12 protein-coding genes and 1 pseudogene are annotated in these 16,368 nt (G+C 59.1%); 7 read left to right on the forward strand and 6 right to left on the reverse strand.

Going from position 1 to position 16,368, the window contains the following annotated elements:
* The first annotated feature begins 120 nt into the window (after positions 1 to 120).
* From LOY56_RS00940 to LOY56_RS00950, 3 genes are all read left to right on the forward strand, one after another.
* The gene (locus LOY56_RS00940) at positions 121 to 702 is read left to right on the forward strand and encodes an alpha/beta hydrolase (RefSeq protein ID WP_258618844.1); all 582 of its coding nucleotides are present in this window, start codon (positions 121 to 123) and stop codon (positions 700 to 702) included.
* A 56-nt stretch (positions 703 to 758) separates the two neighbouring features.
* Positions 759 to 1,691, forward strand: a complete 933-nt coding sequence (locus LOY56_RS00945; protein ID WP_258618853.1) for a sigma 54-interacting transcriptional regulator — start codon at positions 759 to 761, stop codon at positions 1,689 to 1,691.
* A gap of 271 nt (positions 1,692 to 1,962) precedes the next feature.
* The gene (locus tag LOY56_RS00950; RefSeq protein ID WP_258618856.1) at positions 1,963 to 2,745 is read left to right on the forward strand and encodes a MetQ/NlpA family ABC transporter substrate-binding protein; all 783 of its coding nucleotides are present in this window, start codon (positions 1,963 to 1,965) and stop codon (positions 2,743 to 2,745) included.
* Positions 2,746 to 2,826: 81 nt separating this feature from the next.
* Here LOY56_RS00950 and LOY56_RS00955 read toward each other — a convergent pair.
* A pseudogene (locus LOY56_RS00955) lies at positions 2,827 to 3,550 on the reverse strand (AAA family ATPase).
* Positions 3,551 to 3,764: 214 nt separating this feature from the next.
* On the opposite strand from LOY56_RS00955, the gene LOY56_RS00960 reads away from it, so the two are divergent.
* From LOY56_RS00960 to LOY56_RS00970, 3 genes are read left to right on the forward strand one after another with little or no spacing between them, the layout of a single operon-like run.
* The gene (locus tag LOY56_RS00960) at positions 3,765 to 4,868 is read left to right on the forward strand and encodes an efflux RND transporter periplasmic adaptor subunit (protein WP_258618858.1); all 1,104 of its coding nucleotides are present in this window, start codon (positions 3,765 to 3,767) and stop codon (positions 4,866 to 4,868) included.
* Positions 4,865 to 5,932 (forward strand): efflux RND transporter periplasmic adaptor subunit, encoded by a 1,068-nt coding sequence (locus tag LOY56_RS00965; protein ID WP_258618860.1) that lies wholly within the window; start codon positions 4,865 to 4,867, stop codon positions 5,930 to 5,932. Before LOY56_RS00960 ends, LOY56_RS00965 begins: the two co-directional genes overlap by 4 nt.
* The gene (locus LOY56_RS00970) at positions 5,929 to 8,973 is read left to right on the forward strand and encodes an efflux RND transporter permease subunit (RefSeq protein WP_258618861.1); all 3,045 of its coding nucleotides are present in this window, start codon (positions 5,929 to 5,931) and stop codon (positions 8,971 to 8,973) included. The genes LOY56_RS00965 and LOY56_RS00970 overlap by 4 nt, the downstream gene beginning before the upstream one ends.
* A 30-nt stretch (positions 8,974 to 9,003) precedes the next feature.
* Here the strand turns inward: LOY56_RS00970 and LOY56_RS00975 are convergent, their stop codons facing one another.
* Positions 9,004 to 9,633, reverse strand: a complete 630-nt coding sequence (locus LOY56_RS00975) for a bifunctional 2-polyprenyl-6-hydroxyphenol methylase/3-demethylubiquinol 3-O-methyltransferase UbiG (RefSeq protein WP_258618862.1) — start codon at positions 9,631 to 9,633, stop codon at positions 9,004 to 9,006.
* Positions 9,634 to 9,820: 187 nt separating this feature from the next.
* Complete coding sequence (locus LOY56_RS00980; RefSeq protein ID WP_258618863.1) at positions 9,821 to 10,177, reverse strand: DUF6124 family protein; 357 nt, start codon at positions 10,175 to 10,177, stop codon at positions 9,821 to 9,823.
* Positions 10,178 to 10,704: 527 nt separating this feature from the next.
* Here LOY56_RS00980 and LOY56_RS00985 point away from each other — a divergent pair.
* On the forward strand, positions 10,705 to 13,623 hold the full coding sequence (locus LOY56_RS00985) for an RHS repeat-associated core domain-containing protein (RefSeq protein WP_258618868.1): 2,919 nt from the start codon (positions 10,705 to 10,707) through the stop codon (positions 13,621 to 13,623).
* Positions 13,624 to 13,717: 94 nt separating this feature from the next.
* Here LOY56_RS00985 and LOY56_RS00990 read toward each other — a convergent pair whose 3' ends face one another.
* The 3 genes from LOY56_RS00990 to LOY56_RS01000 are packed head-to-tail and all read right to left on the reverse strand — an operon-like array spanning position 13,718 to position 16,285.
* Entirely contained in the window at positions 13,718 to 14,362 is a 645-nt protein-coding gene (locus tag LOY56_RS00990; RefSeq protein WP_030128490.1) for a methionine ABC transporter permease, read from the reverse strand.
* Complete coding sequence (locus LOY56_RS00995; RefSeq protein WP_258618881.1) at positions 14,352 to 15,473, reverse strand: methionine ABC transporter ATP-binding protein; 1,122 nt, start codon at positions 15,471 to 15,473, stop codon at positions 14,352 to 14,354. Before LOY56_RS00995 ends, LOY56_RS00990 begins: the two co-directional genes overlap by 11 nt.
* A 2-nt stretch (positions 15,474 to 15,475) precedes the next feature.
* Complete coding sequence (locus LOY56_RS01000) at positions 15,476 to 16,285, reverse strand: MetQ/NlpA family ABC transporter substrate-binding protein (RefSeq protein ID WP_258618888.1); 810 nt, start codon at positions 16,283 to 16,285, stop codon at positions 15,476 to 15,478.
* Positions 16,286 to 16,368: the final 83 nt, after the last annotated feature.

The following is a 16,368-nucleotide window of genomic DNA, read 5'->3' on the forward strand; positions in this document are numbered from 1 at the left end:
TGTGGGAATGAGCCTTTATATTCCTTATGGGTCTTAATAAATAGCTTCTTATTCCTTAACGAATATAACTCTCCTCCCTATACTCGGTCACGAACAGACACGCAGCAGGAGAGCTCCCCCATGCGCAACGAATCAATTCGCTACCTGATTGTGCCGGGCTGGCAAGGATCGCCAGAAGATCATTGGCAAACCCATTGGCAGAACAGCCTGCCCAACAGTGCGCGGGTGGAGCAGGCAGACTGGCTGACGCCTCGCCGTGAGGACTGGGTCGCGGCACTGGCCGAGGCGATTGCCGCCGACAGTACGCCCGTGATTCTGATCGCCCACAGCCTGGGCTGCATCACCGTCGCCCATTGGGCGGCCACGGCACCGCTGCCATTTTTGCGTCAGGTGCGCGGCGCGTTGCTGGTCGCGCCAGCGGACGTCGAGCGCCCGGCTTGCGCGCCGGCCCTGCGCAACTTCGCACCGATCCCGACTCATTTGCTGCCTTTCCCGAGCCAGGTCGTCAGCTCCGACAACGACAGCGCAGTGAGCGCGCCACGAGCGCTTGAATTGGCGCGCCAATGGGGCGCCGAGGCGGGGATTTTATCGGGTGCCGGGCACATCAATGTGAAGTCCGGTCACCAGCGCTGGGAGCAAGGTTTTGCGTACCTCTATCGTCTGCAAAACCGCATGGAACAGCGCGCCCTGCGTCGAGCTTGAACCTTTATTTTATTGAACGCCCCCGTCTCCCCGGCGGTTTTGGGCGGGAGTCTGCCATGAGCTTGCATGAAACATTCGGTCAGCCGCTGCTGATCTTTCCCGATGCGGAAAAAAGCCCGCTGAGCATTCGCGCCAAGGCGTTGGTATTCGTCGATCCGCGTTCCCGGCAGTTGCGCCAGGAGTTGGAACAACTGGCGCCACGTTCTATTTCGGTGTTGATTCGCGGTGAAACCGGCAGTGGTAAAGAGCTGCTGGCGCGACACATCCATCGCGCCAGTGACCGTGGGGGATTGTTTGTGTCAGTCAATTGCGGGGCGATCAGCCCGACCTACGCTGATGCCGAACTGTTCGGCTATGCCGCCGGCAGTTACAGCGGTTCGGCCAGCAGTCGCGCTGGCTGGTTTGGTTCGGCCAATGGCGGCACCTTGTATCTGGATGAGATCGGCGACCTGCCGCTGCCGATCCAGATCAAGTTGCTCGCCGCCCTGGAGAACCACGAAGTCACCCGAGTCGGCGCTCACCAGCCGAGCCCGGTGGACGTACGTCTGGTGGCCGCCACCAGCATCGATCTGGCGCAGGCCGTGGCTGCCGGAAAATTCCATGAGCGGCTCTATCACTACCTCAGCGAAGGCCCGCTCGAACTGCCGGCCTTGCGCGAACGGGTGGGCGATATTTTGTCACTGGCCGAATACTTCCTTGGCATCTACAGCCAACGCCTCGACCTGCCGGTGCCGTTGATCAGCGAAGCCGCGCAGCAACTGCTGGAGCAACACAGTTGGCCGGGCAATACCCGGGAGCTGGAGAACGTCATTCACTTTGCGCTGTTGGTGAGTACCGGCGACGAGATTTTGCCCGAGCATTTGAATCTGCCCGAGGCGGCTGTGTCGCTGGTGACGATCGAACAGCAACTCAAAAAAATGCTTGGCAACGGTTCCGCCGCCGAAAAAGAGGCCTTGAAAAAACTGCTCAAAGCCACCGGGCTTCTGTAGGAGCTGGCGCAGCCTGCAATCTTTTGATCTTTGGTGGCTTTGAAATCGCCAAAATCAAAAGATCGAAGCCATCGGCAGCTCCTATATCGGGCGTGGCGGTTGTATGAACAGAATGGAATAAGAAAGTGAGTAAAAGATATTATTCGGGAATAAAGAATCCCGGTATTGTCCGCGTCACGCCAGCGATAGCACTTCAGTAGCACTTAAAAAACCACTCGTAATAAACAAGCCGTCGTCGATCACGACCGCGATTTTTCGATAAGGACACTGCATGAAAAAGGTTCTGTTGTTCACCGCATTGGCGGCTGCCCTGAGCGCGGGCCTGGCCCAGGCTGGCGAGAAACTGGTGGTGGCGGCGACGCCAGTTCCACATGCCGAGATTCTTGAACTGATCAAACCGACCCTCGCCAAAGAAGGCGTGGACCTGGAGATCAAAGTCTTCACCGACTACGTTCAGCCGAACGTGCAGCTCGATCAGAAACATCTGGACGCCAATTACTTCCAGACTCTGCCGTACCTGAAAAACTTCAACGAAGGTAAAGGCACGCACCTGGTGACCGTGGTCGGCGTACACGTCGAACCATTTGGCGGCTACTCGAAGAAAGTCAAAAGCCTGGCTGAGCTGAAAGACGGCGCAACCATCGCTATCCCGAACGAAGGCAGCAACAGCGGCCGAGCCCTGATCCTGCTGCAGAAGGCTGGCCTGATCGAGTTGAAAGACCCAAAAAACGCTGTGGCTACCCCGAAAGACATCGCCAAGAACCCGCACAATTTCAAGTTCAAGGAACTGGAATCGGCCATGCTGCCGCGTGTTCTGGACCAGGTCGACCTGGACATGATCAACACCAACTACGCGCTGGACGCGGGTCTGAACCCGGCTAAAGACGCGCTGCTGATCGAAGGTGCCGATTCGCCTTATGTGAACTTCCTGGTGGCTCGTCCAGACAATAAGGACAGCGTTGCCATCCAGAAACTGGCCAAGGCCCTGACCAGCCCGGAAGTGAAGGCGTTCATTGACAAGAAATACAGTGGCGCGGTACTGCCGGCGTTCTGATTGATCGCAGTCTCGAACTTCTTCAAGGTTTCAACGCCGGCGGCTAATTCAGCGTCGGCGTTTTTATTGGGGGTGTTTGCATCAATCCGGCCAATGCCACGCCGGCTCATCCAGCATCCGCTGCCCGACCATCCCGGTCTGGCCGAAATGCTTCTCCAGCACAATGCAATTGCATTCCGGGTCCTCCTGCAACGCCGAGATCAACCGCCGCGCATGGGACACCACCCCTACCTGACACTGCTCGGACGCTCGAATGATCAACCGCGCCAACGCCGGCAGCAGGTCCGGATGCAGACTGGTTTCCGGCTCATTCAACACCATCAATGTCGGTGGCCTAGGCGTCAGCAATGCCGCGACCAGCAGCAGATAGCGCCATCAGCAGGCTGGCCGGGCGATAGAACGGCCCGGACCAGATGCATTTCTTTTTGATTTCCGGATCGGGGGAGAACTCCGATTGACTCGGCTCCGGCAGGCCCAGTGCGATCGAGTAGCTGAAATCCTCACCGGCAAACCCCAGGCGCAGGCGTTTGGCGCCGTGTCGTACGCTCGCCTCGACCGGGACTTCACCATTGCGCATCCGTCGGCTGATATTTTCAGGCCCGGCCCAGAACGTCGAATCCAGCCCACCCTCACGGGCCAACGCATTGACCACCCCGCCCTGAGCGGTTTCCGCCAGCAGGCGCAAGGCGCGGTAGAGGTTGGATTTGCCGCTGCCATTGGGGCCGGTAATCAGGTTCAATCGGCCCAGCGGAATCACCAATTTATTGATCGAGCGGTAATTGGCCACCGCGAGGGTTTTGGGCATGGAAAACGTTCTCTTGATCGTTCCCACGCTCCGCGTGGGAATGCATCCCGTGACGCTCCGCGTCACAGTGGACGCAGAGCGTCCATGGCGGCGTACCCACGCAGAGCATGGGAACGATCAATGGAGTATAAGGATCGCTCGTGCAGACGTGGAACCCTGATCTAAGCTCTCAGTCGTATCGTCACTGGCACGTTCGCAACGCAAAGGAGTCTGCATGGCGGGTCCCGGATTGAAATTAATGGTTGGCCTGAGCCTCATCGCCTTGCTGACCGCCTGTGGCGATAAAAAGCCTGTCGAGAAGGACCGCCCGCGAGTCTTCGTGCAAGAGGTCAAGCCATCGGATTACGCCGCCGCGGTGACACTCACCGGCGACGTCCAGGCGCGAGTCCAGACCGAGTTGTCGTTCCGCGTGGGCGGCAAGATCATCCAGCGTATGGTCGATGTCGGTGACCGGGTTTCGGCCAAACAAGTGCTGGCCAAACTCGACCCGAAAGACCTGCAAACCACTGTCGACTCGGCCCAGGCTCAGGTCGTTGCCGAACAGGCCCGGGTCAAACAAACCGCCGCGGCCTTCGTTCGCCAACAAAAACTCCTGCCCAAGGGCTACACCAGCCAGAGCGAATACGATTCCGCTCAAGCTGCCTTGCTCAGCAGTCAGAGCGCATTGGCCGCTGCTCAAGCGCAATTGGCCAATGCCCGGGATCAACTGAGCTATACCGCGTTGATTGCCGACGCGCCGGGGGTGATTACCGCGCGCCAGGCCGAAGTCGGCCAGGTCGTGCAAGCCACGGTTCCGATTTTCAACCTGGCCCGGGACGGAGAGCGTGACGCGGTTTTCAACGTTTATGAATCGCTGCTGGCTGAGCCGCCGGCGGATAGATCGATTGTGGTCAGCCTGCTCGACAACCCGAAGATCAAGACCACAGGCACCGTTCGGGAAGTCACGCCGGCAGTCTCGGCGCAGACCGGCACAGTACAAGTCAAAGTCAGCCTCGACAGGCTCCCCGAGGGCATGCAACTCGGGTCGGTGGTGAGCGCCACCGCCAAGCCAGTCGGCAAAACCGCAGTGGAGCTGCCCTGGTCGGCCCTGACCAAAAACCTCAGTGACCCTGCCGTGTGGCTGGTGGATGCCGAGGGCAAGGCGCAATTGCACACGGTCACCGTCGGCCGTTACCTGACCGGCAAAGTCATCGTCAGCGCCGGCCTCAACGGTGACGAAAAAGTCGTCATCGCAGGCGGCCAATTACTGCATCCGGGCGTGAAGGTGGAGATCGTCGAAAACACCTATAAGACGCCAATGACAGGAGCCCAGCCATGAAGCGCCTGTTGCTGTTGTCCGCCGCTGCACTACTGGTCGCTTGCTCTGATGAGGAAGCGCCGCCAGAACCGGTTCGGCCGGTATTGTCCGTGGAGGTGAAAGCGCTCAATCAAGAAGACCTCGGCCGGTTTGCCGGCAGCATTCAGGCCCGTTACGAAAGCAATATCGGTTTCCGGGTACCGGGGCGTATCGCCAGCCGTAATGTCGATGTCGGCGCCGAAGTCCAGAAGGGCGCCTTGCTTGCCACCCTCGACCCCTCCGATCAGCAGAATCAGTTACGTTCGGCCCAAGGTGATTTGGCGCGTGTGCAAGCGCAGCTCATCAACGCTCAGGCCAACGCCCGGCGTCAGCAGGAATTGTTCAATCGCGGGGTTGGCGCGCAGGCGCAGCTCGACATCGCCCAGACCGATCTGAAAACTACCCAGGCCTCTCTCGATCAAGCCCGGGCCGCAGTGGAACAGGCGCAAGACCAACTCGATTACATCGAGCTGCGCACCGATCACAAAGCCGTAGTTACCGCGTGGAATGCCGAGGCCGGGCAAGTGGTCACGGCCGGCCAACAAGTGGTGACCCTGGCGCAGCCGGACATCAAGGAAGCGGTGATCGACTTGCCCGACACCCTGGTCGATCGGTTGCCGGCCGATGTGGTGTTCCAGGTCGCCTCGCAACTGGACCCGAGCATCACCAGCACTGCCATCGTGCGCGAAATCGAACCCCAGGCCCAAAGCGCAACCCGTACCCGTCGCGCCCGCCTCAGCCTGACCGATACGCCGCCGGGCTTTCGCCTTGGCACGGCGATCAGCGTGACCCTCAGCTCTGCGATCAAGCCACGCCTCGAGCTGCCAGTGAGCGCGCTGCAGGAGGTCGATGGAAAACTGCGGATCTGGGTCGTCGATCCGCAGACGCAAACCGTTTCCCCGCGGGACGTCAGCCTGATCAGCCGGACCGATGCCACGGTGGTCCTGGCCAACGGCGTGAAGTCCGGCGAGCGAGTGGTCAGTGCCGGTGTGAACAGCCTCAAACCGGGGCAGAAAGTGAAAATTGACGAGGACGGCCCGCAATGAAAGGGAGTTTCAACTTATCCGAATGGGCCCTCAAGCATCAGTCGTTTGTCTGGTATTTGATGTTCGTCGCGCTGCTGATGGGCGTGTTCTCGTACCTGAACCTGGGGCGCGAAGAAGACCCCTCGTTCACCATCAAAACCATGGTGATCCAGACCCGCTGGCCCGGCGCGACCCAGGAAGAAACCCTCAAGCAGGTCACCGACCGGATCGAGAAAAAACTCGAAGAACTCGACTCGCTCGATTACGTGAAAAGCTACACCCGCCCCGGCGAATCGACGGTCTTCGTTAACCTGCTCGACACCACCAGTGCCAAGGACATCCCGCAAATCTGGTACCAGGTGCGCAAGAAGATAAACGACATTCGCGGTGACTTCCCGCAAGGCCTGCAAGGGCCGGGCTTCAACGATGAGTTCGGCGACGTATTCGGTTCGGTGTATGCCTTTACCTCCGACGGCCTGTCGATGCGCCAGTTGCGCGATTACGTGGAACAGGTGCGTGCCGAAATCCGCGAAGTCCCGGGGTTGGGTAAGGTCGAGATGGTCGGCGAGCAGGATGAAGTCCTTTACCTGAACTTCTCCCCCCGCAAACTGGCCGCCCTCGGCATTGATCGGCGCGAGGTGGTGCAGACCCTGCAATCGCAGAACGCTGTGACCCCGGCCGGGGTGATCGAGGCTGGTCCGGAGCGGATTTCGGTGCGGACGTCGGGGCAGTTTGCCTCTGAAAAAGATCTGGCCAACGTTAACCTGAAGCTCAACGACCGCTTCTACCGACTGGCCGACATCGCCAACATCAGCCGTGGCTACGTCGATCCGTCGACCCCGGAGTTTCGCTTCAACGGTCAGCCAGCCATCGGCCTGGCGATCGCCATGAAAAAGGGCGGCAACATTCAGGACTTCGGCAAGGCGCTGCACCTGCGCATGGATGAGCTGACGGCTGACCTGCCGGTGGGCGTCGGTGTACACACCGTTTCCGACCAGGCTGTCGTGGTGGAAGAAGCCGTCGGCGGCTTCACCAGTGCGTTGTTCGAAGCGGTGGTGATCGTACTGATTGTCAGCTTCGTCAGTCTCGGTGTACGCGCCGGATTGGTGGTGGCGTGTTCGATTCCGTTGGTGCTGGCGATGGTCTTCCTCTTCATGGAATACAGCGGCATCACCATGCAGCGGATTTCCCTTGGTGCGCTGATCATCGCCCTCGGCCTGCTGGTGGACGACGCGATGATCACGGTCGAGATGATGGTCACGCGCCTGGAAATGGGCGAAACCAAAGAGCAGGCGGCGACTTTCGCCTACACCTCGACCGCATTCCCGATGCTCACCGGCACGTTGGTCACCGTCGCCGGTTTCGTGCCGATCGGCTTGAACGCCAGCTCCGCCGGTGAGTACACCTTCACGCTGTTCGCGGTGATCGCGGTGGCCATGCTGGTGTCATGGATCGTCGCCGTGCTGTTCGCCCCGGTGCTCGGTGTGCACATTCTGAGCGCCAAGGTGAAGCCTCACGACGCAGAGCCAGGGCGCATCGGTCGGGCGTTCAATGGCGGCCTGCTCTGGGCCATGCGCAATCGCTGGTGGGCCATCGGCATCACCGTGGCGCTGTTTGTGCTCTCGGTGTTTTCCATGCAGTTCGTGCAGAACCAGTTCTTCCCGTCCTCGGATCGCCCGGAAATCCTTGTCGACCTGAACCTGCCGCAAAACGCCTCGATTGCCGAAACTCGCATGGTCGTTAATAAGCTCGAAGCAACGCTCAAAGATGACCCGGACATCGTGCGCTGGAGCACCTACATCGGCGAGGGCGCGATCCGTTTCTATCTGCCCCTCGACCAGCAATTGCAGAACCCGTACTACGCGCAACTGGTGATCGTCAGCAAAGGCAAGTCACGCCCAGCCTTGACTGCTCGTTTGCAAAAACGCCTGCGTGAAGAGTTCGTCGGTGTCGGCAGTTACGTCCAGGCTCTGGAAATGGGCCCGCCGGTGGGGCGGCCGATTCAGTACCGGGTCAGCGGCAAAGACATCGATCAGGTGCGCAAACACGCTATCGCCCTGGCCACCGAACTGGATAAGAACTCGCACATCGGCGAAATCATTTACGACTGGAACGAGCCGGGCAAAGTGCTGCGCATCGACATCGCCCAGGACAAGGCGCGGCAATTGGGGTTGTCGTCGGAAGACGTGGCGAGCTTGATGAACAGCATCGTCGTCGGTTCGCCGGTGACGCAGGTCGATGACGATATCTACCTGATCGACGTGGTCGGCCGCGCTGAAGATGCTGAGCGCGGTAGTCCGGAAACGTTGCAGAACTTGCAGATCGTCACTCCTGGCGGCACTTCGATTCCGCTGCTGGCGTTTGCCACGGTGCGGTATGAGCTCGAGCAGCCGCTGGTGTGGCGTCGCGATCGCAAACCGACCATCACCATCAAGGCCGCGGTACGCGACGAGATTCAGCCGACCGACCTGGTGAAACAACTGCAACCGGACATCGATAAATTCGCCGCCAGTTTGCCGGTGGGCTACAAAGTCGCCACCGGCGGTACGGTGGAGGAAAGCGGCAAGGCCCAGGGGCCGATTGCCAAGGTCGTGCCGTTGATGCTGTTTTTGATGGCGACCTTCCTGATGATCCAGTTGCACAGCGTGCAGAAGCTGTTCCTGGTGGCCAGCGTCGCGCCGCTCGGGCTGATCGGCGTGGTGCTGGCGCTAATCCCGACCGGTACGCCGATGGGCTTCGTGGCGATCCTCGGGATTCTGGCGTTGATCGGGATCATCATCCGCAACTCGGTGATTCTGGTGACCCAGATCGACTCTTTCGAGAAGAGCGGCTACACGCCGTGGGACGCGGTGGTGCAGGCCACGGAACATCGTCGCCGACCGATTTTGCTGACGGCGGCGGCGGCGAGCCTGGGGATGATCCCGATTGCCCGGGAAGTGTTCTGGGGGCCGATGGCGTACGCGATGATTGGCGGGATCATCATCGCGACGTTGCTGACGCTGCTGTTTTTACCGGCGCTGTATGTGGCCTGGTACAAAATCCGCGAACCGAAGTCTGCCTAATGATCGTTCCCACGCAGAGCATGGGAACGATCAGTCGGCTCGACGCCAAACACTCGCCAACCAAGGCTGCTGTTCCCGCGGCAGCCCCGCCGGCCGGTAGTAATGCTCAAGCTCCACAAACCCCGCCTCAGTCAGCAGTTCCTGCCACGCCTGAAGATCGTAATACGCCCCATACCGCGGCCCGTTCCAGCCTTCCTGGTTCTCTCCACGCGGATTGGAGCTGAACAACACACCGCCCGGCTTCAACGCCTCGCGCAGCTGCTTCAACACCCGAGGCAATTCCTGACTAGGGATGTGGAACAGCACCGCATTGGCAAAAATCCCGTCAAACCGCTCGGCCGGCAGATCGAGTTTCAGAAAGTCCTGCTGCCAGACTTCGCAACCACTGTCCTCTCGGGCCATCTGCGCAAGCTTTTCCGAACCGTCGAGGCCGACGGCGGTATGGCCCAGGCGTGTGAAGGTTTTAAGGTCACGGCCAGGGCCGCAGCCAAAGTCGAGAAGGGTGAACGGCGCCTCACCCTGAATATGCCGCAGCAGGGCATCGATGTTCTGGCTGACATCGTGATCGCGAGTGCCTTCACGGAAATCTTCGGCCACCGCGTTGTAATGGCCCAGGGTAGTGGAGGTGATCTGCTCCAGATCGGCGGGAGTCTGTTTCATGGTCGGCTGCGCAGGCAATGGGGATTCGCCGAATATACGCCATGACGCCGGGGGCTGCTGCGCAGCCATTCGCGGGCAAGCCTCGCTCCTACAGGGGGCCAGTGATCGCCAGAACCACATAACTCCTGTAGGAGCGAGGCTTGCCCGCGAAGGCAATATCACTGACGACCAATGACTCAGGCCAGATTCAGCTTTGCTTCATCCCCAGACATTCAATGGACCGATCAACCATCGTCTTGGCAATCTCCAGCAAATGCCAAACGGAAAACACCAATGCCCGATCGGCCCCCTTGAGCTGATCGCCACACTGATATGCCGTGACCGAGGCGCAGCGCAGCAGATCGGCGACGTAAAGCTGGGTATCCTCGAAGCTCACGTCTTTGCTGACGTTGTAGAAGCGAAATTCGTCGGGCGGTGAGGGCTGATCGCCGGTGAGGTAGAAATCAATCGCACGGTAGAGCGCCGATCGATCCCTGAGCGGATCTTCAGTGGCGGTTTCGTTGGTGGGTGTTTCGGGAGGTGGATCGGGTACGGATTTTTTCATGTGTTGCTCCTATTGCTACATGGGAGCCATCACTTATCGCCTACTAAACGATTGGGTGGCGGCTGCGCGCAGGTTAGTAGGCCGGTCAATAGGAAAACCGGTGCACCCGAAGGTGCCCCACGCACAGCCACCATATTCTGCATGCGGCAAACATTGCCGGACATGAGCATGGAATCGCTATGCGCCTATTGATCCGGGCTACTAAACCCGATCACTGATGAGCAGTGACGGACCGAGACTAGCCACGGAATTTGGCAGGCGCAAGCGAGCGGAATGATCTAGGAAACGTCCTGCAAAAGAAAGGGATCGGGCCTGCTGGCACTCTGATTTTCTTGTGCGAAAACTTCCCTTCAGGGGTCGGCGATTACCTGTGGCAGACGCGCTTGGCGAGGGAGCTTGCTCCCGCTCGATTGGGTAGCGATCGAAATACCTGCCGTCCCGAATATGGCTACCTGTTAGTTCTTACAGTATCGCCTTAGCCGATAAGGGTTCATATTTTTCCTCGTCTACGAACGATGGCTGCTGTAATGCGAACTAACCATGATTTTGCTACCCCAGCTCTATCGGTCAAAGACCCGCGTGGGTTGGTGATCCGTAGCGTGGGCTACTGCCGCCATCCGGACAAACCAGGCATCGAGTCGCGCGTCAGTCGGCAAATTTTCGACACCGCGGGGCGGTTGATTCAGTCGTGGGACCCAAGATTGTGGGGAACGTCGCCGAAACCAAATGTGGCCACGATCCACGGCCTGAACGACCAGCCTTTGCTGTCGAACAGCGTGGATGCCGGGTGGCAGTTGAGCCTTTTGGATCAGGCTGGTTCGCCGCGTTTGTTCTGGGACGGTCGAGGTAACAAGCGGCACATTGACTATGACGATCAACAACGGCCGATAACCGTCACGGAACAGGCGGCTGGACAACGGCCACACGTGGTGGAGCGGTTGACCTATGGCGGCGTCGGCCCAGTGTTCACCGAACACAATCAGTGCGGGCGACTGATCCGTCACGACGATCCTGCGGGTTCTCAACTCATCGGCGACTACGGTCTGGCGGGTTCAGTGTTGATGGAAAGCCGACGACTCCTTACTGAACTTGAAACACCCGACTGGCCTGACGAGCTAGAGTCCCGGGACGAGTTGCTGGAAGATCAGTCGTTTGTCACTCACTACGCCTTCCTTCCTACGGGTGAGATTCAACGTCAGACCGATGCCAAGGGGAATATCCGAACCTTTGGCTATGACGTGGCGGGCACGCTCGGTGAAGTCGGGCTGCTACTGGTTGGGGATGGCAAGCAACCGCAATGTCTGGTCAGCAACATTCGCTACAACGCCGATGGCCAGATCGAAAGCGAAACGGCGGGCAATGGCGTTGAAACGCGAGTTGAGTACGACGCCGAGAACGGTCGTTTGACAAGGCTAGTGGCGGCGGTAGGGAATCAAAAGCCATTGCAGGACCTGAACTACCTCTACGATCCGATAGGTAACATTGTCGAGGTGGAAGACAAGTCCCAATCCGTGATGCATTTCAACAACCAGCGTATTGAGCCGATCAACCGCTACCGCTATGACAGCCTGTATCAACTGATCGAAGCCAAGGGCTGGGAAGTCACCAACCCAAGCCACGGACCTGCGTTACCGCAATTATTGCCTACACCGCTGGACCCCAATCAGCGGCGCAATTACACACAGCAATTCGACTATGATCCAGCGGGCAATTTGATCTCTCGTCACCACAGCGGTGCTCCCGGTTTCTCGATGTTCACCTCTGTGGGCAGTAACCGAAGCCTGGCTCAACGGGATGATGGTTCATTGCCAGACGAACCTGAAATCGCCTCCGGTTTCGATGCCTGTGGCAACCTGCTGGAGCTGCAGCGCGGGCAAGCCATGGTTTGGGATATTCGCAACCAGTTGAGCCGGGTGACCCTGATCGAGCGTGAGGGTGAACCCGACGATTACGAATGTTATGTCTACGACCGCCCCGGTCATCGGTTACGCAAGGTGCATTTCAACCAGACCAATCGCCGAACCCTGCGAGCTGAAGTCTGTTACTTGCCGGGCCTGGAAGTCCGCCGACATGCTGATGGCGAGGAGTACCATGTGATCTGCGTCGAAGCAGGGCGCAGTAGTGTGCGGGCACTGCATTGGCCCGAGGGCACCCTTGACGATCAACTGCGCTACAGCCTCGACGATCACCTCGGTTCAAGCACGTTGGAATTGGACGATGAGGCAGGCGTGCTGACCCAGGAGCACTATTACCCTTTTGGTGGCACGGCGTGTTGGGCGGGTAAAAGTGCGTTGGTGGCAAAGTACAAAAGCGTTCGGTATTCGGAGAAAGAGCGGGATGCGACCGGTCTTTACTGCTATGGGTTTCGGTATTACGCCCCCTGGTTGCAACGTTGGATAAGTCCGGATCCGGCATGGGATGGGCTCAATGCATTCGAGATGGTCGGGAACAGTCCTCTGAATTTTTTTGACCCCGACGGTTTGACAAGAGAGGCGGCGAGTAAGAGGTGGAGAGCGGCCTATGATGCGGTGGCGGCCACTAACTCGGGGGTTCGGGTTCGAACCGTTGTGCCGGGAATAATCGCAGTTGATGTTGTCGGAGGAAATGAACTCTTCAATCGCATGGGCATTGGGCTCACACGTGACGTCAACAGCGACAGAAGGCTTTCGTATTTGTCCATTGATGCCTCTCTGAAAGGAAAAGTTTCGGGAGGTGTTCGCCCGGTTTATCTCAAAAGTTTGTCGGGGGCAGCTATCAAGTCTGAGGCTCGGAAAAAAAACGCCGGTGCGATGGCCTATATAAACGGCGGCTTTTTCAACATGGGGGGAGGGGCGAGTAAGGATGCCCCTGGTTATGCATCCGTTGGCCACAACGTCATTGATGGTCGCCCAAGGGAACATGCCAGTATTCCTCAAGACTATCGCTCAAGTTATGTGAAGATCCGGATGGATGACCTTTCGATGATTCATTCCGGGCCTTTGCTTTCAGACAACGGCAAGGCTACCTTCCCCCAGCAAATGCTGAGTCAGCCGCAGTTTCAGTTTAGCGACCAGACCGGCACGCCGGGCAAGCTGGGTCATGCGAGCGCGCCCAATGCTCGCTCCGGCATCAGCCTTCCTGATCCAGACGCAGGTGGGCAGCGCACACGGCTGGCAATGGGCTCTACCAAGGGGCGAACCTATGAATCTCCCGGTTACACCATGCCCGAATGGTCCATGGTTATGGCCAAACTCGACAGATTGAACGGTTCGGGCTGGCAATCAGTGAATCTTGATGGAGGGTATTCGACTGTCCTGGGGGTTATCGGTGCCGAAGGTCAATCTCTCATGACGCGGTCATATCCTGGTGCGCCAAATAGGGCCGTTGGAAACTTCATAGCCTACTACCAGAAGTCCCCCGGTTTTTCTCAACGACTGTCCAGCACCGTTCAAAGGTGGTTTTCGTGAACGTCAGCGTATGAGAACAAGCGGTGTGTTTGAGCAGGCGTTCACTGGATATGTCTGAGCGGGAGTGGGCATGCCTGCTCAGACTCAACACAGATCAACGCTTGTTGAGGCCCCGCGCCAACCGATCCCCACCCAACTGAATCACCGCCACCAACACCACCAGCAACACAATCACCGTCAACATGATCTGGCTATCAAACCGCTGATACCCGTACCGATAAGCAATATCCCCCAACCCACCGGCCCCAATCGCCCCGGCCATGGCCGACGAATTGATCATCGTCACCAATGTAATCGTGAACCCACCGACAATCCCCGGCAGCGCTTCGGGCAGCAGCACATGCCAGACGATGTGCCAGCGTCGGCAGCCCATTGCCTGCGCCGCTTCAATCAACCCATGGTCGACCTCGCGCAAACTGACCTCGGCGATGCGCGCAAAGAACGGCGTGGCCGCTATGGTCAGCGGCACCACGGCAGCCCACACGCCGTAAGTGGTGCCAACGATCAACCGGGTAAACGGAATCAACGCCACCATCAAAATCAAAAACGGAATCGAGCGAAACAGGTTCACAAACGCACCCAACGCGCGATTCAGCGCTGGTGCTTCGTAGATCCCGCCCTTGGAACTGGTGACCAGAATCACCGCCAACGGAATGCCCGCCAACAGCGCAATCAACGACGACACACCCACCATCAAAAACGTATCAATAAAACCCTGAAGCAACCGATCAAACCACATAACCCAGCACCTCCACCTGTTGCGCCCAGTGGCCAGCGCGCTGACGCAGCTCCTCGGCGCCGAGGGACGAATCGGTCACCGCCAACAGCAATTGCCCGAGCGCATGCCCCAGAATCCGTTCCACGCCCCCTTGCAGCAAGCGCACGCGGCCACCGAGGGCGCTGAACAGCGCCGCCAGGTCTGGCTCGTCACTCGCGCTGCCGGTGAATTGCAAACGCAGCACCACGGCGGCGTCCGAAGACTGCGGCTGCTCCCGCAAGCGGCTTTTCAGCTCTTCCGGCAGACTGTGTTGCAGCGGCGCGAGCAAGGTCTTGCTGACCTCATGTTGCGGGTTGCCAAAAACTTCCCAGACCGGCCCTTGCTCGACGATTCGCCCGTGTTCCAGCACCACCACCCGATCACAGATATCGCGGATCACCGCCATCTCGTGAGTGATCAGCACGATGGTCAGGCCTAGGCGCTGATTGATCTCGCGCAGCAGGCCGAGGATCGATTGCGTGGTCTCCGGATCCAGCGCCGAAGTCGCCTCGTCACACAGCAGAATCTCCGGGTCATGCACCAGCGCGCGGGCGATGCCGACGCGCTGTTTCTGCCCGCCGGAAAGTTGCGCCGGGTAGGCTTTGTGCTTCTCTTGCAGGCCGACCAGTTCCAGCAGTTCGCGGACTTTGCGCTCGCGCTGTTCCTTGGGCACGCCGGCGACTTTCAGCGGCAATTCGACGTTCTGCCAAACCGTTTTGGCCGACATCAGATTGAAGTGCTGGAAGATCATGCCAATCCGTCGCCGCAGCGCCACCAAGCGGTCTTCATCGAACTCGCCGATGTCGACCTGATCGATCAGCACCCGCCCGCTGCTCGGTTGTTCGAGGCGGTTGATGGTGCGGATCAGCGACGACTTGCCGGCACCGCTGCGGCCGATGATGCCGAACACTTCGCCGCGCTGGATCGCCAGGTCGATGCCGTGCAAGGCCGCCACCGGACCTTGTTGGCCATTGTAGGTTTTGCCCAGGCCGATGAAGCGCACGTGGGCGCGATTGAGGTCTGGGTGCAGTTCGGTTTGTGTGGCGTTATGTGGCTCCGGAAGTTCCAGTCGCCGTTGGATCGCGGCCGTCATACTCAGCTTTCCCAACCGGCTTGATAGAGCTTGCCGTGGGCCTTATCCAGCGCTGCACGAACGGCGGGCGAGTGCTGGTAGATGTCGACGAACTTGATCAGGCGTGGGTCGGTTTTGCTTTTCGGCTGGATCACGAACTGGATCACGTATTCCTTGTGATCGAGGCCATCGAACAGCAGTGCGGAACTGGCATCGAAGGTCTTCGACAGGCGGATGTAGGCCGGGTAACCCTGGACCAGATCGGCGTCGTCGTAGGCGCGCACCAGTTGCACGGCTTCGACCTGAAGGATTTTGATTTTTTTCGGGTTGGCGATGATGTCTTCTTCGGTGGCCTTGTAGCCGACGCCCGGTTTGAGGGTGATCAGCCCGGCCTTGGCCAGCAGTTGCAGGCCGCGACCGCTGTTGATCGGGTCATTGGCGATGGCCACGCTGGCGCCTTCGGGCAACGCGTCGAAGCTTTTGTATTTCTTCGAGTAGAGGCCGACGTTGTTGATGATGCCCGGGGCGAATGGCACCAGGTCAAAACCGGCGGCAGCCTTGGCGTTTTCCAGGAACGGGATGTGCTGGAAATAGTTCACGTCGATGTCGCCCGAGGCGAGGCTGACGTTGGGGGCGATCCAGTCGCTGAACTCCACCAGTTCGACTTTCAGGCCTTGTTTGTTGGCTTCTTCTACGGCGGCTTCCAGGGGAATGGCGAAGGCGGCGGTGGTGCCGACTTTCAGCGGTGCGTCGGCGGCGAAGGTGATGGAGCTGAAGAGGCCGAGGGCCAGGGCCAGTGCTTTGACTGGGTGAGAGAGGTAGGTCTTTTTCATGATGAGGTTTCCAGTCAAGTTAAGGCCGATCGTTCCCACGCTCCGCGTGGGAATGCCTCCCAGGACGCTCCGCGTCCCTGCGG

The sequence above is a fragment of the Pseudomonas sp. B21-048 genome (genome assembly GCF_024748615.1).
Lineage (GTDB): Bacteria > Pseudomonadota > Gammaproteobacteria > Pseudomonadales > Pseudomonadaceae > Aquipseudomonas.